The organism is Chryseobacterium sp. KCF3-3 (genome assembly GCF_045865955.1).
Classification (GTDB): Bacteria; Bacteroidota; Bacteroidia; order Flavobacteriales; family Weeksellaceae; genus Chryseobacterium.
This window is the reverse complement of record NZ_AP035792.1, coordinates 4,618,793-4,645,661: the sequence shown is the minus strand read 5'-3', so window position 1 is coordinate 4,645,661 and position 26,869 is coordinate 4,618,793. Positions and strand designations below refer to the sequence as shown.

The window sequence follows — 26,869 nt, the reverse complement described above, 5'->3', positions numbered from 1 at the left end:
GTGTGGAATGATGTTATAAAAGAAGCAACAATGGATGTGCCAAAATACTCACTATTTTATGAAATGTGACTTTTTGTGGTATCTTTTCTTACCTCCTTCTCTGCCGCTTCTATTTTTACAGGATTATCACTAAATTTGAATTGATAATTCTAACATCATTCATGAAACTACCACCCTCCTATTATTCCAATCACGATGTTCTTTTTCTGGCTCAGGACCTTTTGGGAAAAGTACTTTTTACAAAAATCAATGGTGAAACAACAGCCGGAATTATTGTAGAAACAGAAGCCTATTTTGGCGTTAAGGATAAAGCTTCCCATGCCTATGGAGGCAGACGTACAGACCGTACAGAAACATTATACAGTCATGGCGGTGTATCTTATGTGTATCTATGCTATGGAATTCATCATCTTTTCAATGTGGTGACTTCAGTGCAGGATGATCCTCATGCTGTTCTTGTGAGAGCTATAGAACCTTTAATTGGAACAGAAATTATGGAGCTCAGAAGGAATATGTCAGTTTCTAAACCTTCTATTTCTGCAGGTCCGGGATCGGCAGCGAAAGCATTAGGAATTGACCGGACATTCAATAAAAAAGATCTGGCCGGACATGAGATCTGGATTGAAGACCATGGAATTTCATATGCTCAGGATGAAATCATTACAGGTCCTCGTATAGGTGTTGCCTATGCACAGGAAGATGCGCTTTTGCCCTGGCGTTTTTTTGTGAAAGGAAATAAATATGTGAGCAAACCCAATAAAGTATAAATATCAGGATCCCTGGACGGAATGATAAAACTCTTTATAGTGCATCACCAGACTGTCAAGAGAGAAACCCCGGTTCAGACCACTCGTATTGGGTAGAACCCATACTTTTGCCCCACAAAAATCTTCTGGCTGCTCTCCCCAAAGAATTTCTTTTTTCTTAGAAAATGCTTTGTAAGCTGCTTTGCCTAGAAAAGCAACATATTTCGGTTGGTATTTTGTTATTTTCAGTTTAAAACTTTCAAGAGATTCATCAAATTCTTCCTTTGAAAGTTCATCTGCACGGGAGGTTGCTCTGGCCACAGCTGTCGTCAGCCCATATCCAAAATCCAGAAGAGAAGTATCATTCACCGCTTCTATTTCATAGGATGTAAATCCTGCCTGATGCAGTACTTTCCAAAAACGATTGCTCCTTCCTGAAAAATGGTGGCCGTCATTTGAGGATTTTAAACCTGGGTTGATTCCACAAAAAATAACGTTAAGATGTGTTGAAATAATGTCTGTCAGCATAATGATATTAAGTTACTTCGTGGTATAAAGGTATCACTATTTGTGTTATTCAAATTCCATTATATTATATGAAACGTTTCATCTTCGGTAAAATACATTCTATCTCTGCTTTTTGCCGGATCACATAGTTTATAGGGTTGAATATAAATTGATAATGATAATTTTGTATTGTAAAAGCAATGAATTTTCTTTAATAGATTTTCATTCTCAATATCATTAAAACAAGAATAGTATGAACTGGATTGCATTAATTATCGCAGGAATTTTTGAGATTGGATGGCCTTTGGGGCTTAAATTATCCCAACAACCGGAAAATAATAAATGGAGCTGGATCATGTTTTCGATCTTATGCATGACCATCAGTGGTGGATTTCTCTGGTTTGCTCAGAAAAGTATCCCTATAGGAACAGCATATGCAGTATGGACAGGAATTGGGGCGGTAGGAACTTTATTGGTGGGAATTCTCTTTTTTCAGGACTCTGCAAGTATTTTAAGATTGCTTTCTGCTTTATTGATTGTAGTGGGAATCATTGGTCTTAAGGTATTTTAAACAAAAATTGGCTCAGGATAATGATAAGTCTTAAGCCAAAATATTATTCAACATTCAAATAATAAACGATCTTCATATATTTCCCACCCTTTGCATTGAAGGACTTAAAAATTCCCTTCCTCTGAGGGGTGACGAAAATTCAAAGAATTTTTGACGGGGTGGTTTTAAACAAGGCTTCAATCTTACTCTTAAAGCTCTATCAATGGCTTATAAGTTCTCCCCACGGGAAGTTGTTTTCCATTGATCTGAATAATATTGGCAGATTTCACCTCTATTTTTGATCGTGATATGATATAGGATTTATGAATGCGGGTAAACATTTTGGGATTTAGAATTTGCTCTATTTTACTGATGGGCATTTTAAAAGTGAAAGTCTCTGTCTTTGTATGAATATGAATGTATTCTCTTAAACTTTCAATATAAAAAATATCCTGGAGAATAACTTTAACCTTCTTTTTACCACTGTTCATGAAAATAAAATCACGTTCAGAAACTTCGAGTAAAGCATCTTCTGCTTCCATCAAATGCTTGAATTTTTCAATAGCAACAAGAAAACGGTCGTACGGGATGGGTTTCATCAGATAATCTGCAATATCTAGCTCATAGCCTTCTACCGCATACTGATGATAAGCGGTTGTAACAATTACAAACGGCGGATTTTTTACATTTCTGAGAAAATCAAAGCCTTTTATTACCGGAAGATGAAGATCAAGAAACATTAAATCTACAGCATGAATACTTAAAAGACTGCTGGCATATACTGCATCGGCACATTTTCCCAAAAGATTCAGTTCCTGATCTCTGGAGATAAAGTTTTCCAGAATCTCAGCAGCAATAGGTTCATCTTCTACAATAATACAGTTGTATCTTTTAATGGCTGGTTGTATCATGGAAATCAATGGTTAGAGTTATAATATAGCGGTTATTCTTATCTTCTACAGAAAGCGTATGATTGGGATAAAGCAATTCGAGCTGCCTGCGGATATTTTTCAGCCCTATTTTCGTGGAATGTTCATGAGGCTTTTCCTGTTTGGAGTTTTCTATGGAATAAGTAAGTATTCCGTTTTGTAACCGGATATCAACAGTGATGAAAGCTTCTCCCAGACTTTCGGAAACACCATGTTTAAAGGCATTTTCTACGAACTGTATCAAAATCAGCGGTGAAATTTCCTGAGAAGGATTATCAATGCTTTCCAAAAAATTCACCGCCAGCTGACGGTGGCGGATTTTCTGAATCTGAATGAAATCTTTAATATTTTCAAGATCCTTGGCTATAGAAATACTTTTTTCTGCTGCTTCATAAATATTATACCGCATTACTTTGGAAAGCTGAAGGATCACATCCGGTGTTTCATCGGCTTTTTTCAGAGCCATTCCGTAGATATTATTGAGGGTATTGAAAAGAAAATGCGGGTTGATCTGAGCCTTCAGCATGCTTAGTTCCTGATCCAGTTTTTCAGCCTTTAACTGAGCGATCTGATTTTTCAGCAGATTCTTCTGTCTTGTAATTTCAACCCCGAAAATAAGACCTACCATAAAAATAAGATCCATAAAAGAATTGAAAACCACATAACCATTGATCAGTCCGGAAGGCTGTTGACCATCCACTGTTTCACTAACGCCGTAGATAGAAGGATAAATGATATAATGGGTTACAAAACGGTGGGCAAAAACAGCCGTAATTATAGTGGAAATATAAAGAATGTATTTAAAAATCTCTTTAAAATAAATTTTCTCATATACATACAGTAAAGAATAAGCCAATGGAATTTTAACCAAAAGATAGCCAAGCTCCAGCATAAGTGTATTCTGAAGTCTTATTGTCCATTTCAAATCCGGAAACTGATATCTGGACCAGTAAAAATCAAGGTAAACTTCCAGAATATAATACAATATCCAAAAAAGCAAATGAATACGCCATTTAGATTGACTGTCTGATTTCAAGTTGATTAGGATTTAAAAGTACAAAGTACCATTTGTTTACTCAAATATAAAAATATAAGTCTATCAAATGAACGTAAGAATCTACAAATGATCAGTTTTGATTACAATAGATAATAAACTTTAGTGGAAAACAGATCGTTTTTGAAAGTCTAGCTCTTCTTTTTACTCATAAAATGCAAAGAAACTTTAGGGTACATAAGATTCAAAAAGCAGAAGATCAGTAACACATTGAATTCAATACCATTCGTTCCTCCACCTACCACAAACCATCCATTTTGCCAGTGGACGTAATAGATTCCAAAAATGAAAATCAAAATATTACTAACAGCCACTGGCTTGATCCATCTGTCAATCCAGATTAATGGTACCGATAAAAGATGGGTTAGTTTTACCAGCCAGGCCATATAAATTCCTACTGGGTTGAAACCTAATCCATTCAGATAGATCTGTCCAAAGTCATTTACATCCCCACTGAAAATAGAAATCACACTATGCATCAGCAAGATCACTGAAAGCGCAAAACGGAGGTAGAAACTCTTTTTCATAGAAACAAAATTAGTATAGAAAAACAAAGGCTCAATATTCTGTATATCAACAACTCTGAAATCAATATAAAAGTTTTAGCTTCGTGGTAATTATAACTTTTATTGGTGAACAGTATTTTAATGAGATATTAATTTTATAACATATTTCAATACAAAGTGATTTAATTGGTAAAATTTATTATCTTTACGCTCGGATACAATGATGAGTTCCCTCATAATCATTAACCTGTCTTCAACAGATATTTCAAATGATTATGGCAAGATTCTAATACACAAATACTTCTATCTTTTTTAATTAAAAAAGAGTGGCAAAATAATTGACCACTCTTTTATATTATATCCAGAAAGAATCTTTCTTAATTCTGTGTCAGACTTTTTTTAATGAAATCTTCCAGTTCTTTGCCATGAAGGTTTTTAGCTAAAATAGTTCCCTGCCCGTCAATAATGACATTAAAAGGCAGTTCATCTACTTCATAAAGCTTTGCTACAGGGCTTTTCCAGAATTTTAAATCACTGATCTGTATCCAGTTGATCTGAAATCTGTCAATCGCTTTCTGCCAGCTTTCTTTATTCTTATCCAAAGATACACCCAGGATTTCAAACTGATTATTTTTTATCTGTTCTGAGTAGGTACTATACATCATTTTCAACTGAGGCTGTTCCTCTACACAAGGAGCACACCATGTTGCCCAGAAATCAATCAGAACCAATTTCCCTTTCAATTCGGAAAGAGAAAATGAAGTTCCATCCGCTTTGGTCATTGTAATTTCAGGGGCTTTCTTCCCTATTTCTATTTTGTTTTGAGCATTCATATAGCTTGAAAACAGTATTAAAAATAGTAGTTTAAAACCATTCTTCATATTAATCATTTGTAGGATAATCTTTATCAAGCCAGTCTGTTTTGATATTTTTCGGAAGATTTAAAAGCTTCGCATTTTTGAAGCCCATTTCCATCAGCAAAGCAAATGCAGGACGAATATTAGGACATTTTACAAAAGGACAACATCCGCAGTAAATCACAATTTCTCTGTTCTTTGGAATATCTTTAAGATAATTTCTCAGTTTTTCCAGATTTTCTGGTTCATGAGTTGGTCCAATGTCTACAGAGCCTTTCACAATAGCTTCTGGACCTACTGAAATAATTACCAGATCTTTTGTTTTATTCTTTTCAATTCTGGAAGCCAGTAACGCCGGATCCATCAGCTGGCTGTCTTTCCATGGATCCTGTTTTTGCTGTGCCTGACTGAAAACCGAACAGACCAAGCAAGCAATGATAAACAAATACTTCATTCTTCTATTTTTCACAAAGATAAGTTGAAAAGTTCAGAGTACAGGACTGTATGGTTTCCAATAGACTTATTAAAATTTTTAATTTTAAAACCTTTAGCAAATAATTTTATACATTTATGTGAAGTATTGTTGAATAAAAACACTCTTAACAATGGAAGAAAGATTCCAGCCTGATGCAATCATCATCGGAACAGGGCTTGCAGGGCTTACTGCAGCCATGGAAATTACCAATACCGGAAAGAAAGTTCTGCTTTTGGATCAGGAAACTGAACAGAATATTGGCGGACAGGCATTCTGGTCATTCGGAGGATTATTTCTTATCAATTCACCCCAACAAAGAAGAATGGGAATCAAAGATTCTTATGAATTGGCTTTACAGGACTGGAAAGGAACTGCTGGTTTTGACCGTCCGGAAGACTACTGGCCTCGTCAATGGGCTGAAGCTTACCTGAAATTTGCTGCTGGTGAAAAATACGAATACATTTCCAAACTGGGAATCAAGCTGATGTTTATGGTAGGTTGGGCAGAGCGTGGTGATGGTTCTGCAACAGGTCACGGAAATTCCGTTCCCCGCTTCCATGTGAGCTGGGGAACAGGCACAGGTGTGGTAAAACCTTTTGTTGAAAAAGCTTACAAAGCTCAGGAAAAAGGGTTGCTTCAGATGAAATTCAGACATCGGGTGACTGAAATTATTACTGAAAACGGGAAGATCAAAGGTGTTAAAGGTGATATTCTTGAAAATGACATTCAGGAAAGAGGTGCTGAGACCAATAGAAATGTAATCTCTTCCTTTGAATATACAGCCCCGAATATCATCATCGCTTCTGGAGGAATTGGTGCTAATCATGAGCTGGTAAGGAAAAACTGGCCTGATAGATTAGGAAAAGCACCTGAGAATATGGTGTGTGGTGTTCCTGCTTATGTGGACGGAAAAATGATTGGTATTGCAGAAAATGCAGGCGCTCATATCATTAATCCGGACAGAATGTGGCACTACACGGAAGGCTTACAAAACTGGAATCCTATCTGGCCAAAGCACGGAATCCGCATTTTGCCGGGACCATCATCGCTATGGTTTGATGCGAAAGGTGAACGTCTCCCCGCTCCTTTTCTTCCGGGATTTGATACACTGGGGACTTTACAGTATATCCAGGAAACAGGATTTTCCTATTCATGGTTTATCCTTACACAGAAAATTATCAAAAAGGAATTTGCCCTTTCTGGTTCAGAACAAAATCCGGATATTACGAATAAAGATTATGCTCTTTTTCTGAAAAGAATTTTTGGTAAAAAAGCGCCCGGACCTGTAGAAGCTTTTAAAGAACACGGAAAAGACTTTATTGTTTCAGATAATCTGGAAGACCTGGTTAAAAGAATGAATGAGCTGGCAGGAAATAGTCTCCTGAACTATGAAAATATAAAGTCACAGATTGAAGCCAGAGACAGAGAGTTAGACAATAAGTTTTCAAAAGACACTCAGGTTAATTATATCAGAAATACCCGAAATTATTTAGGCGATAAATTGGGAAGAGTTGCTGCTCTGCATAAGATCTTAGATCCGGAAAACGGACCTTTGATTGCTGTACGTCTTAATATTTTAACCCGAAAAACGTTGGGCGGAATAAAAACCAATCTGGATGGTCAGGTATTGAGAGAGGATGACAGTGTTATTGAAGGATTGTACGCTGCCGGAGAAGCAGCTGGCTTTGGCGGTGGCGGAATGCACGGTTACAGAGCTCTGGAAGGAACATTTCTAGGCGGATGTATCTTTTCAGGAATGAAAGCCGGACAATATATTGCCGGACTTTAAAATTAAAGACTTTTTGAATATGAGCAGTTATTTTGATCATAAAGTTATCTGGATCACAGGAGCATCATCAGGGATTGGAGAAGCTTTGGTAAAAAATCTGGCCCAGAACAGCAATGCCAGAATCATTCTTTCCTCCAGAAAAGAAGAACAGCTTCATAAGGTTGCTGAACAGGCAGGTTTGAATACAGACCGATTTGCAGTCATTCCTTTGGATCTTAAAAACTATAAGGAAATGCCTGGCCTGGCAGCAAAAGCATCAGAACAGTTTGGAAAGATTGATATTCTGATTAATAATGCCGGCCTGTCCCAACGCTCATTAGCCATGGAAACTGATATTGAAGTGGATAAACAGCTTATTGATATTGATTATATCGGAACAGTGGCTCTTACAAAAGCAGTTTTACCCTATATGATCAGAAATAAAGGAGGACAGATTGCTGTTGTGTCCAGTTTAATGGGAATTTTCGGTGCTCCTATGCGAAGTGGATATGCCGGTGCAAAACATGCATTACATGGTTTTTTTGATGCCTTGAGGGCAGAATTATTCACCAAGAATATTAAAATCACGATCATTTGTCCTGGTTTTATTCAGACTGATATTTCTATTAATGCAGTTACCGGAGACGGATCATTACAGGGTACAATGGATGATGCCACACAGAATGGAATGCCCGTAGATATTTTTGCGAAAAAAATGCTTTCTGCCATTGAAAAACAGAAAAATCAAAAAGCTATAGGTGGTAAAGAAGTAATGGCAGTTTATCTTAAGAGATTCTTTCCCGGTTTATTGGCAAAAATAGTCCGTAAGGCAAAAGTCGTATAATGAAAAGAGGCTGTTTCAAAAGTCAAACAATTGGCTTTTGTCATTCTGACGAAGGAAGAATCTTATTGATGAACAACTATATGAGATTCTTCACTGCATTGATGAACTACGTTCGCAGACTTTAGTCTGTGTTCAAAATGATACTTTTGAAACAACCTTTTTTATATCAGAAGGTTTTTACCAAACCAATTCCCACAATTTTATTCTGATAAAATGGCATTACCATGGTGGATGAAAGCGAAGTTTTAACTTTATTTTTTCCTCGTAATAAATTATCAATTTTTGGAAACAGCCAATAAGCCAGCTCTGTAGAAAGAATTCCGAATCCGGCTCCCGCTACAACATCTCCCAGCCAGTGCTTATCATTCAGCATTCTGTAAACTCCGGTGAAAATTGCAAACGGATATCCGGAGATACTGAGCCAGAAATTGGTGTCTTTATATTCCCGGAACATAAACTGTGCAGAAGAAAACGCTGTGGCAGCATGTCCTGAAGGAAAAGATAATGTATTCGATCTGTCCGGTCTTTCTTCTTTTACCAGATACTTTAATGGCATTGTAAAAGCAGCTGCAATCAATTGTGAAGATGCGTAAATGATGGTGCGGTCTCTCAGATTATGTTTTCCTTTTATCCCCATTGCATTAAGCCCGTATACCATTACTGCCGGAGCATATTGGGTATAATTATCCAGCTGTATCTGTTTAGGCTGATGTTCGTTGATTTCAACCTTAGTAGATACATTAAGCTGCTTTAGATTCTTAATGGAAAGACCTGCTACTCCGTAGGTAATAAATGCTGCAGGAATGATCAAACTCTTATAATTCAGAGTACTTTTTGTAACCTCCGTCGTCCTAATGCTATCCTGTACAGGCTTTTGAAACTTAATTGTATCATTGACACTCTGTGCATTGATTCTGCTTAAAAGTGAACTCAAAATCATTACATACATCCATGTTTTTTGAAACTGTTTTTTCATTTTAAACCATATTTAAAATTATCCGATTCTGTATTAAAATTTATAGCTGTATCCCAAACGAACCACCTGGGTTTCGTAGTAATCATTGCTGGTATAGGCAAATCCTTTACCCTGTACAGACTTCTTGATTACCATTGTATTAAGTAAATCTGAGGCGTTAAAAAAAAGTTCTCCCTTTCCTTTCTGAATGGCTTTTTTCACTCCTGCATCCATCGAAAATCTTGATTGTATTTTTCCCTGAGGAATAATATCCGGAGCCAGATACACCAATGTAAACTGCATATCTAACCCTTTGGAGAAACGAAAAACATTGTTCATCTTAACATTCCCTGAGATAGCCGTTTGCAGATCTGCAGAGAAAGTATTGGGTTGAGGATACAGATTTTGTACAGTAAATGCATCGATCTGATTACGATATATATTTCCATTGATATTCAGGGAATAAACATCCGATACTTTTTGGTTCAAAATTGTTTCAAGCCCTGTATTATAGCTCTTTCCTGCATTTTGGAAGATGGCATAAATTAAAGTGCTGCCGGGAACAATACTGGAAATTCTGGTGATTGTTCCATTGGCAAAACGGTGGTATAATGCAGAATATAAATATCCGCTATCCCAATTGTGTTTATATCCAAGTTCGATAGAATTAGTAAACTGAGGACGTAATGCAGGATTTCCAACCTTAATGATCTCTGCATCATCATATTTTGGAAATATTCTGATATCCACTTCATTGGGACGGTCTACCCTTCTGTTATAGAAAACAGAGAACTTATTACGATCATCAAGCTTATACGCCAGCCTGAAATTCGGGAATGGCTGGGTGTAATTGTATCCGTCACTTTTATAGGTAGGATGGTTTGGATTTACATCATACTGAATTCCCACATATTCCAGTCTAAGCCCCAATTCTGCCTCCCATTTTTCATTTTCAAAAACATAATTTCCATACACGGCAGGAATAAATTCTTTATAATCTGCCTTTCCACCGGCAGAAACATCCAACACAGAGTTCGCTCCCGGAATAAAATTCATATTGGTAGGAATGCTTCTGTTTCTCAGCTTAATTCCGGTTTCTATTCGTCCATATTTCAATGGTTTTACATAATCTACATTAAAATCGTATACCTGTTCATCCGATAATAGCTTAAAAGCATCAGTTCCGGTAGAAGACGGCAGATAATTGTCATAGAAATATTTTTCATCTTCTCTATGAAAAGTATAATTGAATCCCACATTCAATACATGTCCTGCTTCTTTGAATTTATGCTGATAGGAAGCTGTTCCCATCACAGTTGTTTTCAGCTCATCCTCCAGAAACTGCCAAAGACGCAGCCGTCGAGACATATCCCCATTGAAAAAAGGCTGGTCTCCCCTGTCGATAATCTTTTCACTTCCGTACATTCCTGAAATGGTTAAGGTATTCTGAGCATCAATATTCCAGTCTATTCCGGCTTTGGTCGTAAAGAAATTGGTATTTCTGTTTCTTTTCAGCTGGGAATTGATCACTGTTCCGTCATCATAAGTACGGGTTACAAATTCATTCTTATTAAGTGTCTCCGTGTACAGATTATCTGCCTGTAAAAATATATTGACTTTGTTTTTTCTATAATTGACAGACAATGATGGATTAATTTTAGGCGTAAGGGTGTACTGTGGTCTTATCGTAGGAAGATTTTCCTTTCTTACCCAAAGTGAACCTAATCCTGTGGTGAATCCTGCTTTTCCGTTCCATCCGTTCTGTTTATTTTTTTTCATGATGATATTGATGATTCCGGCATTTCCGTTCGCATCGTACTTTGAGGAAGGATTGTTGATGATCTCAATTTTATCAATCGCAGAAGCAGGAATATTATCCAATCCGGTCTGACTTCCAAAACCTGTAAGAGCAGTCTGTTTGCCATCAATTAATACAGTTACTTTATCATTTCCCCTAAGCTGTACTTTACCATCCTGTACAGTAATTCCGGGAAGATTCTGCATACTTTGTAATACTGAACCACCACTTTGACTGATATTATCTGCCACAGAGTATATTTTCTTATCCAAACGGCTGTCTATTTCATTTTTTTTAGAAGCTGTAATGGTAATCGCTTCTATTTTGGTTTCCGTTTCCTGCTGCGCAGTCAGTTCAATGGTAGGAATTTCCAGAAACTCAGAAAGACTTCCTATAAAAACAGGTTGTATCTGTGTACGATATCCTGTGAGTGAGGTTTCCAGAAGATAATGGTCTGGTTTTATTCCGGTAAGAGAAAATCTTCCTTCTTCATTGGTAATTGTTCCTGCTGTAAAAGTGCTGTCTTTTTCTTTCTTTAAAATAATATGAGCATATGGTAATGCTGTCTTGTCTTGACCGGTAATTCTTCCTGAAGCTGTCACAGAAGCTGTCTGTGCAGAAACAAGGGAAGAAGCCACTATGCAGGCTGGAAAAAATATCAGAGCTGTCTTATTCATTCTTCTAGTTTTATTTTCTTTAAAATATTTTTTATTATATGAGGTGTTGGATTATTCGTTTTGAAGGGGGAATTCCCGGCTGTGTTTTCTTTGTGAAATGACGATCATCAATACCATCAGAGCAAGGGATATCAGAGAAGCATTGAGAGTTCCCAGATCCAGTCCTCCTTTCGCTAAAGGCTTGGTTAAAAGATCTCCGAAAGTAGCGCCAAACGGTCTGGTAAAAACAAAAGCAATCCAGAACAGCAACACATGATTGATCTTTGTGGCATAATGAAGTACGACCACAATAAGGATAATGAGTCCGGTAATCAAAGCTCCTGTCATGTAGCCGAGTCCTAAATTATCACTCAGAAAATCCCCAAAAGCAGTTCCCAGGCTGTTGGAAAATAAGATAGCAGTCCAGTAATACAGTTCTTTATTCTTTTCAAAAATGGGATACACCTCAAGGTTGCCATACTTTTTGTACCATAAAAACAAAGAAATTAAAAGGCCGGAAAGCAAAATTAAACTGCCTGTAAGGTAGCCTGTTTTCAGGGTTCTGTCGATGAAGTCAGAGATTTCCGTCCCTAAAGTGGTTGTTCCTACAATTACCATCCAGTATACGGCTGGTATATATTTTTTTACACCTAGCTGCACGGATAAAATGATGACAAAGAACAACAGGGTAATCAGAATACCAACTACATAGCCCAGATGAAGCGTCATAGAAATAAAATCACCTAAAGTCTCTCCTAATGTAGTGGCTACAATTTTCATCAGCCAGAACAGAAGAGTAACGGCCGCAACTTTGTTTACTGTTTTCATTTCTAAATAAAATTTATACCTCAGTATGTTTTCAATACAAAGGTGCAACCCGATTTAGAAGAAATTTAGAATTGTGGGAAAAGGGAATATTTTTAACTATAATTTAACAGAGAAAATATGGTGTTGATTCTCAAACCTGTAGTTGATAGTCCACTGATGAAACCTACAGATTTCCTGAATAATAGACAACCCCAGCCCGCTTCCACTATTATCCGTTGAAAGCTTTGAAAATCTTTTGAATAAGAAATCCGTATTCAGCTTCTCAGTCCCTGAATTGGAAACCTCAAAAACAGAATGGGTAAGCTGTACGGAAATACTGCCTCCTACAGCTGTATGACGAATGGCGTTGATGATAAGATTGTTGATTAATATTTCTGCCAGAATATTGTTTCCACTTACCTGTACCTCATTTGAAATGTGTTCTGTAACTGAAATATTTTTTTGCTCAAAATGTTCTCTGAGAATATCAATGCTTTGATGAAGCAAAAGATCAAACGAAATAATTTCCGAGCTGTCGAACTGGTTATTATCAATTTTAGCAAGCAACAAAAGGTTTTTATTGATGCGGGAGCTTCTTGTAAGCGCCCTGTTCATATCTTCTGCAATGCTGTATTGTTTTTCGGTAAGATTCTGATCCTGAAGCAAAAGATCCAGTTTATTTTTAATGATGGCCAGCGGAGTCTGCAATTCGTGGGAGGCATTTTCAGTGAACTCTTTCTGGGTTTTGTAAGCCGTTACATTACGTTCAATAAGCTTGTAAAGAGACTGATTGAGTTCTTCAAATTCAGCAGTGTCAGAAGTCGGAAATTCTATAGCATTCTGACTGTTAAGGTTAAAAGTTTTCAGCTGATCCAATGTACTTCTGAACGGTTTCCAGACAGATGAAGAAAGCCTTCTGTTAAGATATAAAAGCCCAAGAACAATCACCACGAAAAAAAAGATGGTAATCATGGCAATGACAGCTATGGTTTCATGAGATTCCTCAATATTGGTCTGTATAGTAAAAAGATAAGGTTTATTGTGAAGATAAATTACTTTTTCAAGACATCTGTAACGCTCTTTTTTCTGTTCCGAAATGAATGGCAGATGTTTTTCATAAGTATAAACACTGTCCTGCTTTACCTGGCTGGGAGAAATTCTTTCAATATTGGTTTCAGGCTGAATATGATTCCATAATTCAAGGCTTTTGTCCAGTGCTTCTTCAGAAAGTTGCAGCTGATTGAATTCATAAGCCGTTTTCTCTACAATAATCTGATTATGCTCATCCAGCTCACTTTTCCAGATGGTATCCACCACAAAATAATACACAGGAATACTGATCATCAGTACAATAAGTACGTAGATAAGAAAGGGTTTGGTGGTTTTGGTGAGTAGAGGCTTCACAATAGTTATGAATTATAAATTATGAGTTATGAATTCTTGTTTCTGTTATTTATTCTTTGCTGTAATGATGATACTTCGGATTATTTTTAATATTTCAGTGGCTTCATTATTGATGCTTTCATATTCAGTGAATGTTAAATAATCAGTGTGAAATAAAAGCTCTATCCAATAAATAGATTCATCACATTTTTTTTGAGCAACAGCCAGTTTATGAACAAAATCTGCTTTACTTTCAGCGTTTTGTGATTCTCTTACTAAAGCTCCAACTGCTGTTCCGCTTCTTAACAACTGTTTACTCAGAACATATTCACTTTTAGCAGTAAGATATTTATAAAGATTAATAATCCTTATTGCAAAACTAAAACTTTTATCTTTCAGCACATTTTTCTTTTCACTCATAACAATTCATCATTTATAACTCATCATTCATAATTATTAAAGCTTTCCCACTTATACCCCGTTCCGTACACTGTTTTAAGGTAATGTCCGCATCCTGCATCATAGAGTTTTTTCTTAAGATTTTTTACATGAGCATATACAAAATCATGATTGTCAAGCATATCAGCGAAATCTCCGGAAAGATGTTCTGCCAGAGTACTTTTGGAAATAACTTTATTTTTGTTTCCAATAAAATAAATGAGGAGATCAAATTCTTTCTTGGTCAGAGAAATCACTTCATCATTTACGGCCACCGTTTTTGCCAATAAATCGATTTGAAGTTCATTTTGTTTTACCACATTAGAACTACTGAACTGTTTCCGCCGGATAATAGAATATACTCTGGCCATAAGCTCAGAAAGATGAAAAGGCTTAGTAAGATAATCGTCAGCGCCCAGCTTTAGTCCTTCAATTTTATCATCAAGAGCATTTTTGGCGGAAATAATGATTACTCCGTCCTGTTTCTGTTGTTTTTTTAATTCTTCCAAAATGGTAAGCCCATTTCCGTCCGGCAGCATAATGTCCAATAAAATACAATCATAGTCGAATGTTTCAATTTTACTCATCGCTTCACCGAAGGTACTGGCCGTTTCACAGAGGTAATTTTCTCCGGAAAGATATTCGGAAATACTTTGAGCTAGAGCTACTTCGTCTTCAATGATAAGAATTTTCATGCGATAAATCTATAACCAAATTTAGAAGAAATTTCGAATTTTAAATTAAATTATAAATTACAAAAATAGAATCTATAGAACAAGTGTAAAGGCTCAAAAGGAGGTTTTTTGTGATATATTTCATAAATTTACGGTGCTGTATCAATCTGATGATAGTATAAAATATTTCCAAGGTGAAAATTCACAACAAAAAAAAGTACCTGAGCTTCCTTAAATTTAAAAGAGATTTCCAAAAATACGGACTAGAAAAAGCACGCAGTTATGAACTTATTCTGCATTGGCTGAACAACAGACTGAGCAGAAACCAGTTCCTTGTTCTTTCCGGAATTCTGGTAGGCTGTACGGCTGGTCTTGCGGGAGTTATCCTGAAAACTCTGGTGCACAATATTCATTATTTCATTACCAATAAAGTTCATTTTGAATACCAGATATTATTTTATATCGTTTTTCCTTTTTTAGGAATTGTTCTCACTACGATGATCGTTCTTACTTTATTCAAAGGTCAGGATCGTAAAGGAATCGGTGCTATTTTATACGAAATTGCACAGAATTCCAGTATTGTAGCTTCCGTTAAAATGTATTCCCAGGTGATACAAAGTGCTGTTACCGTAGGATTGGGAGGTTCAGCAGGATTGGAAAGTCCTATTGCCGTTACCGGAGCTGCTATTGGTTCCAATTATGCCCAAACGTACAGACTTAGTTATAAAGAACGTACTTTATTACTTGCTGCAGGAGCTACTGCGGGGATTGCATCTGCTTTCAATGCTCCTATTGCCGGGATTATGTTTGCCTTTGAAATTCTTTTGACAGGAGTGGTTTTCACCGATTTTATTCCTTTGGTGGTTGCCGCGGTCTGTGGAAGTCTTTTGTCAAGAATTTTACTTCAGGAAGATGTTCTTTTCAGGTTTTATACCCGAGACCCGTTCAACTATAAAAATGTTCCGTATTACCTTATTTTAGGGATTGTTACAGGGTTGTATGCCCGTTATTTTGTCATTATTTCTCAAAAAGTAGAACACTTTATAAAAAAACTTCAGCTTTCGAGAATGCGTAAGGCAATGTTCGGAGGAGCTGTACTTTCCCTGTTATGCGTACTTTTTCCACCTTTGTTTGGGGAAGGATACGAAACGGTAAAAGCTTTTACCAATGGAAATACCTACTCTATTATTGAAAACAGTTTTTTCAGATATTTTGAAATCGGAGACTGGACCATTATTATATTTTTAGTTCTGGTATTGCTTCTAAAAGCATTTGCCACTTCATTTACCATATTCAGCGGTGGAAATGGTGGGAATTTTGCACCTTCTCTTTTTGCCGGAGGAACTTTAGGGTATTTATTTGCACTGGTTTGCCAGCATTTAGGCTTTACGGATGTTCCTGTCACCAATCTTGTACTGGTAGGAATGGCTGGTGCCATGAGTGGAGTTCTGTATGCTCCGCTTACCGCTATTTTTCTGATCGCAGAGTCAAGTTTCGGATATGATTTGTTTATTCCCTTGATGATAGCCTCTATCATATCTTATCTTATTGCCAAATGGTTCTCTCCTATTTCTCCGGAATTAAAATCATTAGCTGACGAAGGAAAAATTTTCACAAACAAGCATGACAAAAACCTGCTTTTCGCCCTGAGAACTGAAGACTTTATTGACAAATATTCACAAACAATCAGTCAGAATGCCTCAGTTACAGAACTGTTTGAAATGGTAAAGAATGGAGACAAAAATATTTTCGCTGTGGTAGATGAGAACAGAAAACTGAAAGGAGTTCTTACTTTGGATGATATAAGACCTTATTTATTCAACAAAGAAATGGAAAACTCTCAGACGGTTACTCAGATCATGAAAGCGCCCCCAGCTATTCTTCATAGGGAAAATAGACCATTGGATATTCTCCAGACTTTTGACGATACAGGAGTATGGAATTTACCTGTAGTGAGTGATAATAATGATTTCATAGGCTTTATTTCAAAATCTTCAATACTGATGAGCTACAGACAGCTTCTGAAGGAATATTCCGATTAATATTGATAGCAGAATATAACAACTGAAGAACTCCATTCCACTTCTCTGGAGGGTTGGCGAAAATTCAAAGAATTTTTGACGGGGGTGGTTAGCATCGTCACATCATAAAAAAATCCGTTCATTGCTGAACGGATTTAATTTTAGTCTATAATGAAATTTGAAAAAATTAGTTGCTTGCGTTATTCAGCAGATCTATATCTTCCTGATCCAAAACAAGTTTGGGTGCATTGAAGACTGTTTCAAGCTGTGATGCACTGGTCGCACTTACAATAGGTGCAGTGATCAAAGGATTGGATAATAACCATGCTAAAGAAACAGTTCCCTGAGTGGTATTATGCTTTGTACTTACCTGATCCAGCGCTTTTAAAACTTCCAGCCCTTTAGGATTTAAATACTTTCTCACCCCTTCACCTCTTGCGCTTTTTGCAAGATCTGCTTCATCACGGTATTTACCCGTTAAGAAACCTGCTGCCAGCGACCAGTACGGAAATATACTTAAATCAAACTGCTCTGCCAGAGGAGCATAATTTTGCTCAAAACCTTCTCTTTCCATGAGATTATAATGAGGCTGCAGAGCGACATATTTAGGAAGATTATTCTTTTCTGCTGCGTCAAATGATGCTTTCAAACGTTCCGGTGATAAGTTGGAAGCCGCAATATATCGTACTTTTCCGGCTTTAATGATCTCATCATATGCTGCAAGGGTTTCTTCTACCGGAGTGATATTATCGTCAAAATGAGTATAATAGAGATCAATATGATCGGTTTGAAGCCTTTGCAAAGACTCATCTACAGATTTAAGAATATGTTTTTTGCTGATATCATAACCGTGTTCTTTCGTTTCTGAACCTACTTTGGTTGCCAAAACAATATCATTACGGTTAGCTCTGCTTTTCATCCACTTTCCGATGATTTCTTCAGACTGTCCACCTTTCCCGTTCACCCACCATGAATAGGTATCTGCAGTGTCTATAAAATTGAATCCGGCTTCAGTAAAGCGGTCCAGTATATCAAAAGACTGTTTTTCGTCCAGTGTCCATCCAAAAACATTCCCTCCGAAATTGATTGGCGCAATCGCTAAATCGGTGTTTTTGATTTTTCTTTTTTCCATAAAAATAATTTTACTAAGTGAGATCTAAGGTAAGGAATATTAAGCCCTGAGAATATTTAAAATGACCATTCGCTTCATAGTTATTATAAATGGAAATGCTGATGTTTACTGAGTTTTTTTGATTAATATCTTTGTTGGAAAATCGCAAAGACGCAAATAAATTAAACGCTAAGTGCTTTAAGACACAAAGATTTTATCTCCGATAAAATTAGATACAACATAGTGTATTTTTATCTCACGCTGATTTTGCAGAATACGCAGATTTAAATATCAATATCTGTGTAATCTGTTTTATCTGCAAGAAAAACTTATATCATATTGTTTTTTACAATCTTATATTGATCGAAATTGAAGTGTTTTTACGCCTTTGCATTTCTCTAACAAAATACATGTGATTTCATTAGTAACTAAAAAAAATAAAAACAGCCCATGTAAAAGCTGTTTTTATTATCTATCAATTAAAAATACGGTTATTTTTCAACCTGTGGAATATCAATAGCAATAAGCTGAAGTTTGTATTCCTGTAATTGAAGATGGATGGTTGATAAACCGTTGCTGAAAAATGATGATGCTGTAAAAAGCTCATGATAATATGTGATCCCTTCAAGAACATTTTTCCTGAAAGCATTCCATTTTTTGGTCTGAGAATGAGTAATCTGTACAGTGGATCCGGTGATTTCTTTTCTCAGGTAATCCACATACATTTTCAATTCATTAATGAACATATTCGGACGCCGATTATCGGAAAGGATATTGGTATTTCCGTAGATATGCTTTACCATTTCCGAAAGAGAAACTTCTTTATCAAAAAAGGCAATATTGGGTCCGGGACATATCACAACGCCTTGTTTTTCACCTTTAATTTCTAGGTTCTGTTCCATGTATGCTGCATTCACGAGTCCTACACAAAGACAGGCTTTATCGGTAATTTCGGATTTTCGTTTATTGAATTCTTTTTCAGTGAATGCATCTTTATTTTCGTAAAGTTCTTTCAGTTTGATATCCTGATATTTTCTGGAGGCGGTACATGTTCCTTCCTGGGAAAATTCTTTGCTTAGTGCGAGAAGTTTTTTGGGACACGAACTTCCATATTTCCCTTTTGCTTCTTTCTCATACTTCAATACTTCGTTAGATGTCCCTTTTACGGTATTGAAAGGCACTCCCAATGGCGAAATATTACTCAGATAGAAATCCTGCTCTTTTGATTGTACAAGTAGATTTCTGGTTTCAGTGTCTACCGATGTTGCTTCAGGTACAAGTAAAAATGGTGAGCCCCATCCAACACTGTCTACACTATAATTAGCCAATAAAAATTCATGCTCTTCAGAAGTTCCTACTCCACCCTGAACGGTAATCTTCATTTCCAAAGGCTCGGAAACTACATGTTTTCCTTTTTGTTCCAAAGCAGCCGTCATTAAGGCGTGAGCTGATTGTATCAGATCGTTTTTTTTCTGCTTGAATTCTTCCATGATGGGCCCGAGAAGCATTCCTTCAGTGGCAAAAGCATGACCACCGCAATTCAGTCCGGATTCTATTCTGTATTCTGAAACCCATAATCCTTTTTTAGCCAGGAAATTTCCCTGAATCATGGCAGAACGGAAATCGCTTACTTTAAGGATAATTTTCTTTTTAATGTTGCCGTTTTCATCCGGGAAAAAATCGTCAAACTCTTCCATATAGCTGTACAAACGGGGATTCATCCCTGCAGAAAGAACCATTGATGATGATAGTTTACTTTGGGCAAATCCACGCAGAGAGGCATGTGCATCGTTGTACATCGCAGGAAGCTGCTCATTATTCTGATAATTGTCTTTATCTACTTTCGTCATGATATTGACATCAATACTTCCCGGTTTTAAATTGGATTCTATGAAATTTTTAATATTAGAACTCCAGTTCTCCTTTTGGTTGATTAAATTTTGAAGACTGTTTTTGAGATCTGATGTATTGGGAAGCATAGCCATGAAATCCTTCAAAGCTTCCTTGTTTTTGCTGATTTCCTGTTTGAAAGATTCAAATTTTTCATTCACAATATCATCCACCATATCCAGATAAGCCGTAACTCTTCTGGCTCTGTAATCTTCAGTTTTTGTTGAGATCCCGAAATAGTCAAGATTGAACTTTTTGTTGTAAAAGTTCTTCATTTTTTCCAGAATTTCATCATCAATAATGGAGATGACGGAAGAAATTCCATACTGGGCAACACGAATCGGGCTGTCTATGGTATAAGCCAGTCCCATTACCGGAATATGGAAATTGTGCAAAGGTTTTTGTGTCATAAAGTTTTTGATAAAAGTTTTTTGTTATTCCTCTAAAAATCCTTTACAACTATTCACTTCTTAAAAATATTATTTTAAAATGAATTATGCATCAAATAGTATTTTTATTATCGAAAACATGTCAAATGTCATTTTTTTTACATTGTTTGAAATAAAAAAGATCAGCTGAATAACTGATCTTTTCTTCTTGAAAGCTTTATAGTTTCACCTAATTATTCAGCTTTGTTTTTAAGCATCATCAGAAGACTGTAAGCTCCTTTCTGTACAATTTTCTTATCCTTTAAAAAATCGGCTTTTATAATCTCTGTAAACTGGTCATCAGCAATTCCGGTCACTACAGGAATCATTTTGTAACTGGAATTTCCAAGGTCTTCAAAAACATAATTCCTGTTTTCAAAAGAAACTACGGCTTCGTTAGGAAGTCCCATGGTATAACGGCTGCTGATATTTACTTCGGCATTCACGTACATTCCCTTTACAAAGTCAGTATTCACAGAAGATAACTTGGCTATAGCAGTGGCAGAACCTCCGTTTTCAATACTGGGAACTACGCTTACAATTTTTGCACTGGATTTCACATCTGGATTCTGATTGTTGTACACCAAAATTTCCTGCCCTGCTTTTATATCATTCACATCATTTTCAAAAATCTTCAGCTCTAAAAGCAATCCGGCTGGATTGATGAGTTCAAATAAAGTATCAGCCGGGTTGATATACTGCCCGTTATTCACAAGAATTTTACTTACAAAACCTGTAAACGGTGCATAAATATTGATTTTACTTCTGATATTTCCGGTACTCAGACCTTTGGCACTGATTCCTATGATTCTCAGTTTTTCTTCCAGCCCTTTTAAAGTGGCATTCAAGGTAGAATAATCTGCCTGAGCGTTCTGCATGGTTTTGTCACTGCTGGCTTTGCTTGTATTCAGATCTTTCTGACGGTTATAGTTCAGTCTGGCAGCCTCAAGCTGAGCTTTGGTCACCAGATAATCCTGCTGCAATTGTATAAACTGCGGATCTTCTACTACAGCAAGCACCTGTGCTTTGCTGAAGTGGCTTCCGCTAATGACGTTGATAGCTTTGATATGCCCGCCCATAATGCTGGACACCGAACTGATGTGAGATGGTGCGATTTCTGCTTTGCCGTTCAGTCTCACCAGCTTTTCCATATTCCTGTTCTGGATAGTGGTTGTTGTTAATCCTACAGACTGAATCTGTTTTTCCGTAAGATGAACGGAGTTTTTGTCGTTCTTAGAAAACCTGGTGTTTTCATACACTGTTTTTTCCTCTTGCTTTTTTCCGGAACATGAAGATAAAGCAAGGATGAGAGCAAGGCTGTATAGAGATATATTCTTGAAATGCATGATGGTATTATTTTGAAATTAAGAATTGAAGTTCAGCTCCGATCTGATTGAGCTTTTCCAGCTGATCTATATAATCTGCCTTGGCTTTTACGGCCTGGTTCACCAGTATTACCCAATCCAGGTAGTCTATTTCTCCTGCTTCCATCTGTTTCTGAGCGGTTTTTAGAATGGTTTCGGATTTTGGAAGCTGTTTTTGTTCATAATTTTCAATGATTTTCTGTTGGTTCATATAATTGTTCAATTGCTGACTCAATCTGTTTTTAAGCTCAATTTCTTTTCTCTGATACTGATTTTCGGAAATGGCAATTTTAGCCTGTGCTGCCTTTGCCAAAGCTCTCTGTCCTTTGGTAAACAAGGGAATTCCCACGCCAACCTGAACAGAATTGAAGCGGTTATTGTTGATGTTTTTCATACTTTGATTGGTGTACCCAACAATAAGATCCGGAAGCAGTCTGCTTCTTTCAAGCTGCACTTCTGCCTCTCCTACTTTGATCTGTTGCTGCAGGTACTGAAGCTCAGGATGTTGTTTTACCATTTCCTCAGAAATCTGAAGACCAATATTCATTGTCGGTTTATCCGCAACAGGCTGATAAGAAGTTTCGGACTGAAGTAAAACCTGAAGCTGAAGTTTTGCCATATTCAGGTCATTTTCAAGACTGTTCAACTGTACTTTTACCTGTTCTTTCTGAATTTCAGCGGTGGATTCTTCCAGAATATTGGCTTCTCCTTTTTTTAATCTTAATCCTGCTTTTTCTGCAAAATGATCATACAGCCGGCTGATGTATTCCAGGACTTTTTTCTTCTCCTGAAGCACCAGTATCCTGTAGAAAACATCTGTTACTTCTTTGGTAAGCTGTGTTTTGGTCAGATTCTGATTGATGACACTGGCAGACCATTCCGCATCCAGCATTTGTTTTCTTTTTGAATACACGGTCGGAAAACTGAACCTTTGAGAGATTCCGAATGAATTATCCGTTTCCTCGCCCTGAATCTGTCCGAATCCACCGGTAATTTCCGTCTGGGGAATATCCAGATAACCGGCTTTCAGCTTTTCCTGATAATCTGATACTAATTTTGAGTTTTTAAGGGTTCCGTTTTGCTGATAAGCCTTTTCCAAAGCCTGGTCATAAGTAATGTTTTCCTGAGCCTGAAAACTTCCGAAAGAGATCAGCAGTAAGAAAACAGACCGTTTTTTATAATTGGTTTTTTTAGAGAATTTCATTTTATCTTTATTAATATGTTCAAAAAGGACGTATAAGATGGGAAGGACAAACAAGGTTAAAAGGGTCGCAAGCATTAACCCTCCAATCACCACCGTTGCCAGAGGCCTCTGTACTTCAGCTCCGGCACCATTACTGATCGCCATGGGAAGAAACCCCAGAGAAGCTACAAATGCCGTCATTAAAACCGGACGAAGCCTGATTTTTGTGCCTATGAGTACAATTCTGCTGGTATTGGTTATCCCATTCTTTTTCAGCCGGTTGAATTCTGATATCAAAACAATTCCATTAAGTACGGCCACTCCAAATAATGCAATGAATCCTACCCCTGCACTGATGCTGAAAGGCATTCCTCTCAACGCCAGAAAATACACACCTCCTATCGCAGATAAAGGAATGGCGGTATAGATCAGAAGGCTGTGTTTTACAGAACCGAAAGCAAAGAATAAGAGCAGGAAAATCATCACTAACGAAATAGGAACTGCAATTCCCAGTCTGGCTTTGGCTTCATTTAAATTTTCAAAAGCACCGCCGTAAGAAACAGTGTATCCGGGAGATAATTTCAGGCTTTTATCTGCTTTTTGCTGAAGTTCTTCCACGATACTCTGGACATCTCTTCCTCTCACATTAAAGCCTACAATAATCCTTCTTTTGGTATCTTCCCTCTGAATCTGGTTCGGACTGTTTTTAAGCTCTACTTTAGCAAGCTGTGACAAGGGAATCTGTTCTCCTGAAGCGGTAGGAACCAAAAGATTTTGGATGCTCGTGATATCTTTTTTATGCTCATTATCCATTCTCACTACGATGTCAAACTTTTTTTCACCTTCATATAAAGCTCCCGCAGTCTGACCGGCAAAAGCCATATTAATTACCCTGTTGATATCTGCCACAGAAATATTGTATCGGGAAAGCTCTGAGCGGTTATAATCAATCACAACCTGCGGAGCGCCTACTACCGGCTCAATATAAAGGTCCTGCGCTCCTTTTACCGTATTAATAATAGTTCCGATCTTTTTTGCGTAGGTAGCAAGGCTGTCCAGATCCTCACCATAAATTTTACAGACCACATCCTGTCTTGCTCCGGTCATCAGTTCATTGAAACGCATCTGTACAGGAAACTGAAAGCTGGTGGTAAGGCCTGGGATAACGCTTAATGCTTTGCTCATTTTGTCAGAAAGTTCAGGAAATGTTGCTGCAGAGGTCCATTCCTTTTTAGGCTTCAGTACTACGATCATATCTCCGGAGTCCATCGGCATAGGTTCTGTAGGGATTTCTGCGCTACCGATCTTCATCACTGCTTTTTCTACTTCAGGAAACTGGGTTAAAAGGATATGCGCAGCCTGAGTGGTAGCTTTCTTGGTTTCATTGATATTACTTCCCTGAAGAATCCTCATTTCAACAGCAAAATCACCTTCCTCCAGAGACGGAATAAACTCTCCACCCATTCTGGAAAGGGTAAAAACAGCACCTGCAAACAGGACTAAAACCCCAACAATAATGGTTTTTCTGAATTTAAGAGCTTTCATCAATAATTTCTGATGCCCGGTTTCCACTTTACCCATCACACGGTCTGAGATATTCTCCTTTTCTTTTTTCTTTCTGCTTAATACCAGAGAACTCATCATCGGAATATACGTCAGGGAAAGAATAAATGCCCCTATCAGGGCAAAAGCCACCGTCTGTGCCATAGGCTTGAACATCTTTCCTTCAATGCCCTGAAGGGTAAAAATCGGAAGATAGACGATTAAGATAATGATCTGCCCGAAAACCGCACTGTTAACCATTTTGGCCGCAGAACCTGAAACCTGATCATCCATTTCTTTTTTGCTGAGCATATTGTCTTTTCCAAAATGCTTTTTATGAGCAAGCTGATGCAGCACGGCTTCCACAATAATGACGGCTCCATCTACGATAAGACCGAAATCCAGTGCCCCAAGGCTCATCAGATTTCCTCCCACACCGAAAATATTCATCATGATAATCGCGAATAGCATCGCCAAAGGAATGACGGACGCCACCAATAATCCTGCTCTGAAATTTCCAAGGAATAAAACCAGAATGAAAACCACAATCAATGCTCCTTCCATCAGGTTGGTTTTTACCGTACTGATGGTATTATTCACCATTTTAGCACGATCAAGAAAAGGCTCAATCACCACTCCTTCCGGTAAAGATTCCTGGATTTTTTCAAGTCTCTGCTTGATATTTCCAATCACGACATTGGCATTTTCACCTTTCAGCATCAGAACAATTGCTCCGGAAACCTCTCCGGTATCATTATAAGTCATAGCGCCATACCTTGTCGCATAACCGATCTTCACAGATGCTACATCTTTGATATGCACAGGAATGCCTTCTTTTGTTTCCGCTACCTGAATGCTTCCAATATCTTCCGTACTTCCCAGAAGCCCTTCGCTGCGGATAAACAGAACGGTTTCTTTCTTTTCAATATAAGCCCCTCCGGTATTCTGGTTATTCTTTTCCAGCGCTGCAAATACATCATTGATATTGATGTTAAAGGCCTGTAGTTTATTTGGATTAATGGCAATTTCATACTGCTTTAACTTTCCTCCGAAGCTGCTTACATCTGCCACTCCTTTCGTTCCAAGGAGCTGTCTTCTGACCACCCAGTCCTGGATGGTTCTGAGTTCTGTTTCATCATACACATTTTCATATCCTTTTTTGGCCCTTACCACATACTGGAAAATCTCTCCCAATCCGGTTGAAATAGGCCCTAGTTCCGGTTTACCGATTCCCGCCGGGATATTGTCCTGAACGAGCTGTAAACGCTCCTGAACCTGCTGGCGTGCCCAATACACATCCGTTTTGTCATCAAAAACAACAGTTACTAAAGACAGTCCGAAACGTGAGAAGCTCCTCAGCTCCGTAATTCCGCTGATATTGCTGGTCGCCTGTTCGATTGGAAATGTTACAAGGCGTTCTATATCTGCAGCCCCATAAGAAGGAGCTGTGGTAATGATCTGAACCTGGTTGTTGGTGATATCCGGCTGGGCATCAATAGGAAGTCTGGTGGTTTCATAAATTCCAAAAAGGATGAGCGCCACTGTAAACAGAGCAATGATGAGTTTATTCTTTACAGAAAACTCAATAATTTTATTTAACATGGAAAAAACTATTAATTATAACCCGGAATGCCTTATGAAAACTGATGTCATTAAAAAAGTATGATTAAAATGATCCTGCAAAACCACGGATCTTCATTCAAAAGAATAAGTCTTTTGGATCTGATCGGGGATTTCCTACAGCAGAAAGATTCAAAACAAAGCTTTTGTAACTCCTGTAATGAATGGTGAAGCATCATGATAATGCATTGCGGATTAATTGATATATAACAAGAATTGACTGCTTTAAGTAAAAAACATAAAGCATTAATTTTCAATATAAAGTCAATTAAGAAAGCCGTGGAGGCTGGAAAATCTGAGAAAGATACTGTTGGAAGAAATCTTTTTCCTTGTAGATACTGGTTTTTTTTGAAACAGTAATTTCTTTAGGTTTTTTTATTTCAAATGAAAGTTCCGGAAGCTGGGCATGCACTGTCAATACAATCGGTGGATTGATAAACGGCAGTTTCTGATCAGTATCCCAGTCTGAATCCTGCTTGTGATTATCATAATGCTCCATGACAAACTCTGAAAGGCTTCCGTGGTATTCCATGAAATGTTCCACAAACATAGGCACTTTCAGTACTTCCCCCGCATTGGTGGTAGCCAGCACATACATCATTGAACATAATATGGAGAACCATTTTAACATGGGTGCAAATATAGGGCTTAAATTTTTCCTGAATGGGCTTTAATATTAATTTTTTGAGAATTTTAGCCAGTTTAAAAGCAGTTTAAATAAATAATAACTCTTCGTAAAAATGTTAGGTTTGTCAAACAAAAA

General features: G+C 37.4%; 22 protein-coding genes. 5 read left to right on the top strand and 17 right to left on the bottom strand.

Features of this window, described 5'->3' with window-relative positions; translation table 11 throughout:
* Positions 1 to 161: 161 nt before the first annotated feature.
* Complete coding sequence (locus ACKTTZ_RS20690; RefSeq protein ID WP_034698023.1) at positions 162 to 767, top strand: DNA-3-methyladenine glycosylase; 606 nt, start codon at positions 162 to 164, stop codon at positions 765 to 767.
* A 3-nt stretch (positions 768 to 770) separates the two neighbouring features.
* On the opposite strand, the gene mug is transcribed toward ACKTTZ_RS20690, so the two are convergent.
* Complete coding sequence (mug, locus tag ACKTTZ_RS20685; protein ID WP_034698026.1) at positions 771 to 1,274, bottom strand: G/U mismatch-specific DNA glycosylase; 504 nt, start codon at positions 1,272 to 1,274, stop codon at positions 771 to 773.
* Positions 1,275 to 1,506: 232 nt separating this feature from the next.
* Between mug and ACKTTZ_RS20680 the strand changes: the two genes are divergently transcribed.
* The gene (locus tag ACKTTZ_RS20680) at positions 1,507 to 1,824 is read left to right on the top strand and encodes a multidrug efflux SMR transporter (protein ID WP_034698029.1); all 318 of its coding nucleotides are present in this window, start codon (positions 1,507 to 1,509) and stop codon (positions 1,822 to 1,824) included.
* Between the two features lie 188 nt (positions 1,825 to 2,012).
* Here the strand turns inward: ACKTTZ_RS20680 and ACKTTZ_RS20675 are convergent, their stop codons facing one another.
* The 5 genes from ACKTTZ_RS20675 to ACKTTZ_RS20655 all read right to left on the bottom strand — a co-directional run bounded on the left by ACKTTZ_RS20675 (position 2,013) and on the right by ACKTTZ_RS20655 (position 5,603).
* Positions 2,013 to 2,714 (bottom strand): LytR/AlgR family response regulator transcription factor, encoded by a 702-nt coding sequence (locus tag ACKTTZ_RS20675; protein WP_407846494.1) that lies wholly within the window; start codon positions 2,712 to 2,714, stop codon positions 2,013 to 2,015.
* The gene (locus ACKTTZ_RS20670) at positions 2,695 to 3,768 is read right to left on the bottom strand and encodes a sensor histidine kinase (RefSeq protein ID WP_407846493.1); all 1,074 of its coding nucleotides are present in this window, start codon (positions 3,766 to 3,768) and stop codon (positions 2,695 to 2,697) included. Before ACKTTZ_RS20670 ends, ACKTTZ_RS20675 begins: the two co-directional genes overlap by 20 nt.
* Before the next feature lie 149 nt (positions 3,769 to 3,917).
* Positions 3,918 to 4,313 carry a DoxX family protein gene (locus ACKTTZ_RS20665; RefSeq protein WP_407846492.1) on the bottom strand — a complete coding sequence of 132 codons (396 nt, stop codon included), beginning with the start codon at positions 4,311 to 4,313 and terminating at the stop codon, positions 3,918 to 3,920.
* Between the two features lie 356 nt (positions 4,314 to 4,669).
* Positions 4,670 to 5,173 carry a TlpA family protein disulfide reductase gene (locus tag ACKTTZ_RS20660; RefSeq protein ID WP_407846491.1) on the bottom strand — a complete coding sequence of 168 codons (504 nt, stop codon included), beginning with the start codon at positions 5,171 to 5,173 and terminating at the stop codon, positions 4,670 to 4,672.
* Position 5,174: 1 nt separating this feature from the next.
* Positions 5,175 to 5,603 (bottom strand): hypothetical protein, encoded by a 429-nt coding sequence (locus tag ACKTTZ_RS20655; RefSeq protein WP_034698043.1) that lies wholly within the window; start codon positions 5,601 to 5,603, stop codon positions 5,175 to 5,177.
* 151 nt (positions 5,604 to 5,754) lie between these two features.
* On the opposite strand from ACKTTZ_RS20655, the gene ACKTTZ_RS20650 reads away from it, so the two are divergent.
* Both ACKTTZ_RS20650 and ACKTTZ_RS20645 read left to right on the top strand, forming a co-directional pair.
* A complete protein-coding gene (locus tag ACKTTZ_RS20650; RefSeq protein WP_407846490.1) occupies positions 5,755 to 7,413 on the top strand; it encodes an FAD-binding dehydrogenase in 1,659 nt (552 codons plus the stop codon).
* A 19-nt stretch (positions 7,414 to 7,432) separates the two neighbouring features.
* Entirely contained in the window at positions 7,433 to 8,236 is an 804-nt protein-coding gene (locus ACKTTZ_RS20645) for an SDR family oxidoreductase (protein WP_407846489.1), read from the top strand.
* A 166-nt stretch (positions 8,237 to 8,402) separates the two neighbouring features.
* Here ACKTTZ_RS20645 and ACKTTZ_RS20640 read toward each other — a convergent pair whose 3' ends face one another.
* From ACKTTZ_RS20640 to ACKTTZ_RS20615, 6 genes are all read right to left on the bottom strand, one after another.
* A complete protein-coding gene (locus ACKTTZ_RS20640) occupies positions 8,403 to 9,212 on the bottom strand; it encodes a phosphatase PAP2 family protein (RefSeq protein WP_253315989.1) in 810 nt (269 codons plus the stop codon).
* A 33-nt stretch (positions 9,213 to 9,245) separates the two neighbouring features.
* The gene (locus ACKTTZ_RS20635; RefSeq protein ID WP_407846488.1) at positions 9,246 to 11,666 is read right to left on the bottom strand and encodes a TonB-dependent receptor domain-containing protein; all 2,421 of its coding nucleotides are present in this window, start codon (positions 11,664 to 11,666) and stop codon (positions 9,246 to 9,248) included.
* A gap of 51 nt (positions 11,667 to 11,717) precedes the next feature.
* Positions 11,718 to 12,473 (bottom strand): hypothetical protein, encoded by a 756-nt coding sequence (locus tag ACKTTZ_RS20630; RefSeq protein WP_407846487.1) that lies wholly within the window; start codon positions 12,471 to 12,473, stop codon positions 11,718 to 11,720.
* A 96-nt stretch (positions 12,474 to 12,569) separates the two neighbouring features.
* Positions 12,570 to 13,856 (bottom strand): sensor histidine kinase, encoded by a 1,287-nt coding sequence (locus tag ACKTTZ_RS20625; protein WP_407846486.1) that lies wholly within the window; start codon positions 13,854 to 13,856, stop codon positions 12,570 to 12,572.
* 45 nt (positions 13,857 to 13,901) lie between these two features.
* Positions 13,902 to 14,255 carry a four helix bundle protein gene (locus tag ACKTTZ_RS20620; protein ID WP_407846485.1) on the bottom strand — a complete coding sequence of 118 codons (354 nt, stop codon included), beginning with the start codon at positions 14,253 to 14,255 and terminating at the stop codon, positions 13,902 to 13,904.
* Positions 14,256 to 14,278: 23 nt separating this feature from the next.
* On the bottom strand, positions 14,279 to 14,968 hold the full coding sequence (locus ACKTTZ_RS20615) for a response regulator transcription factor (protein WP_034698061.1): 690 nt from the start codon (positions 14,966 to 14,968) through the stop codon (positions 14,279 to 14,281).
* A gap of 173 nt (positions 14,969 to 15,141) precedes the next feature.
* On the opposite strand from ACKTTZ_RS20615, the gene ACKTTZ_RS20610 reads away from it, so the two are divergent.
* Positions 15,142 to 16,989 carry a chloride channel protein gene (locus ACKTTZ_RS20610; RefSeq protein ID WP_407846484.1) on the top strand — a complete coding sequence of 616 codons (1,848 nt, stop codon included), beginning with the start codon at positions 15,142 to 15,144 and terminating at the stop codon, positions 16,987 to 16,989.
* 166 nt (positions 16,990 to 17,155) lie between these two features.
* On the opposite strand, the gene ACKTTZ_RS20605 is transcribed toward ACKTTZ_RS20610, so the two are convergent.
* The 5 genes from ACKTTZ_RS20605 to ACKTTZ_RS20585 all read right to left on the bottom strand — a co-directional run bounded on the left by ACKTTZ_RS20605 (position 17,156) and on the right by ACKTTZ_RS20585 (position 26,737).
* A complete protein-coding gene (locus ACKTTZ_RS20605; protein ID WP_034698075.1) occupies positions 17,156 to 18,100 on the bottom strand; it encodes an aldo/keto reductase in 945 nt (314 codons plus the stop codon).
* A 470-nt stretch (positions 18,101 to 18,570) separates the two neighbouring features.
* Entirely contained in the window at positions 18,571 to 20,379 is a 1,809-nt protein-coding gene (locus tag ACKTTZ_RS20600) for a hypothetical protein (RefSeq protein WP_407846483.1), read from the bottom strand.
* A 212-nt stretch (positions 20,380 to 20,591) separates the two neighbouring features.
* The gene (locus tag ACKTTZ_RS20595; RefSeq protein WP_034698081.1) at positions 20,592 to 21,743 is read right to left on the bottom strand and encodes an efflux RND transporter periplasmic adaptor subunit; all 1,152 of its coding nucleotides are present in this window, start codon (positions 21,741 to 21,743) and stop codon (positions 20,592 to 20,594) included.
* A gap of 7 nt (positions 21,744 to 21,750) precedes the next feature.
* A complete protein-coding gene (locus ACKTTZ_RS20590) occupies positions 21,751 to 26,088 on the bottom strand; it encodes a CusA/CzcA family heavy metal efflux RND transporter (protein ID WP_407846482.1) in 4,338 nt (1,445 codons plus the stop codon).
* 286 nt (positions 26,089 to 26,374) lie between these two features.
* Positions 26,375 to 26,737 (bottom strand): hypothetical protein, encoded by a 363-nt coding sequence (locus ACKTTZ_RS20585; RefSeq protein WP_156106525.1) that lies wholly within the window; start codon positions 26,735 to 26,737, stop codon positions 26,375 to 26,377.
* Between the last annotated feature and the right edge of the window lie 132 nt (positions 26,738 to 26,869).

Excerpts from the sequence above, each read along its gene's own strand:
- ACKTTZ_RS20690 (WP_034698023.1), top strand. The coding sequence starts at position 162 with ATGAAACTACCACCCTCCTATTATTCCAATCACGATGTTCTTTTTCTG.
- mug (WP_034698026.1), bottom strand. The coding sequence starts at position 1,274 with ATGCTGACAGACATTATTTCAACACATCTTAACGTTATTTTTTGTGGA.
- ACKTTZ_RS20680 (WP_034698029.1), top strand. The coding sequence starts at position 1,507 with ATGAACTGGATTGCATTAATTATCGCAGGAATTTTTGAGATTGGATGG.
- ACKTTZ_RS20675 (WP_407846494.1), bottom strand. The coding sequence starts at position 2,714 with ATGATACAACCAGCCATTAAAAGATACAACTGTATTATTGTAGAAGAT.
- ACKTTZ_RS20665 (WP_407846492.1), bottom strand. The coding sequence starts at position 4,313 with ATGAAAAAGAGTTTCTACCTCCGTTTTGCGCTTTCAGTGATCTTGCTG.
- ACKTTZ_RS20660 (WP_407846491.1), bottom strand. The coding sequence starts at position 5,173 with ATGAAGAATGGTTTTAAACTACTATTTTTAATACTGTTTTCAAGCTAT.
- ACKTTZ_RS20655 (WP_034698043.1), bottom strand. The coding sequence starts at position 5,603 with ATGAAGTATTTGTTTATCATTGCTTGCTTGGTCTGTTCGGTTTTCAGT.
- ACKTTZ_RS20650 (WP_407846490.1), top strand. The coding sequence starts at position 5,755 with ATGGAAGAAAGATTCCAGCCTGATGCAATCATCATCGGAACAGGGCTT.
- ACKTTZ_RS20645 (WP_407846489.1), top strand. The coding sequence starts at position 7,433 with ATGAGCAGTTATTTTGATCATAAAGTTATCTGGATCACAGGAGCATCA.
- ACKTTZ_RS20640 (WP_253315989.1), bottom strand. The coding sequence starts at position 9,212 with ATGAAAAAACAGTTTCAAAAAACATGGATGTATGTAATGATTTTGAGT.
- ACKTTZ_RS20635 (WP_407846488.1), bottom strand. The coding sequence starts at position 11,666 with ATGAATAAGACAGCTCTGATATTTTTTCCAGCCTGCATAGTGGCTTCT.
- ACKTTZ_RS20630 (WP_407846487.1), bottom strand. The coding sequence starts at position 12,473 with ATGAAAACAGTAAACAAAGTTGCGGCCGTTACTCTTCTGTTCTGGCTG.
- ACKTTZ_RS20620 (WP_407846485.1), bottom strand. The coding sequence starts at position 14,255 with ATGAGTGAAAAGAAAAATGTGCTGAAAGATAAAAGTTTTAGTTTTGCA.
- ACKTTZ_RS20615 (WP_034698061.1), bottom strand. The coding sequence starts at position 14,968 with ATGAAAATTCTTATCATTGAAGACGAAGTAGCTCTAGCTCAAAGTATT.
- ACKTTZ_RS20605 (WP_034698075.1), bottom strand. The coding sequence starts at position 18,100 with ATGGAAAAAAGAAAAATCAAAAACACCGATTTAGCGATTGCGCCAATC.
- ACKTTZ_RS20600 (WP_407846483.1), bottom strand. The coding sequence starts at position 20,379 with ATGACACAAAAACCTTTGCACAATTTCCATATTCCGGTAATGGGACTG.
- ACKTTZ_RS20595 (WP_034698081.1), bottom strand. The coding sequence starts at position 21,743 with ATGCATTTCAAGAATATATCTCTATACAGCCTTGCTCTCATCCTTGCT.
- ACKTTZ_RS20590 (WP_407846482.1), bottom strand. The coding sequence starts at position 26,088 with ATGTTAAATAAAATTATTGAGTTTTCTGTAAAGAATAAACTCATCATT.
- ACKTTZ_RS20585 (WP_156106525.1), bottom strand. The coding sequence starts at position 26,737 with ATGTTAAAATGGTTCTCCATATTATGTTCAATGATGTATGTGCTGGCT.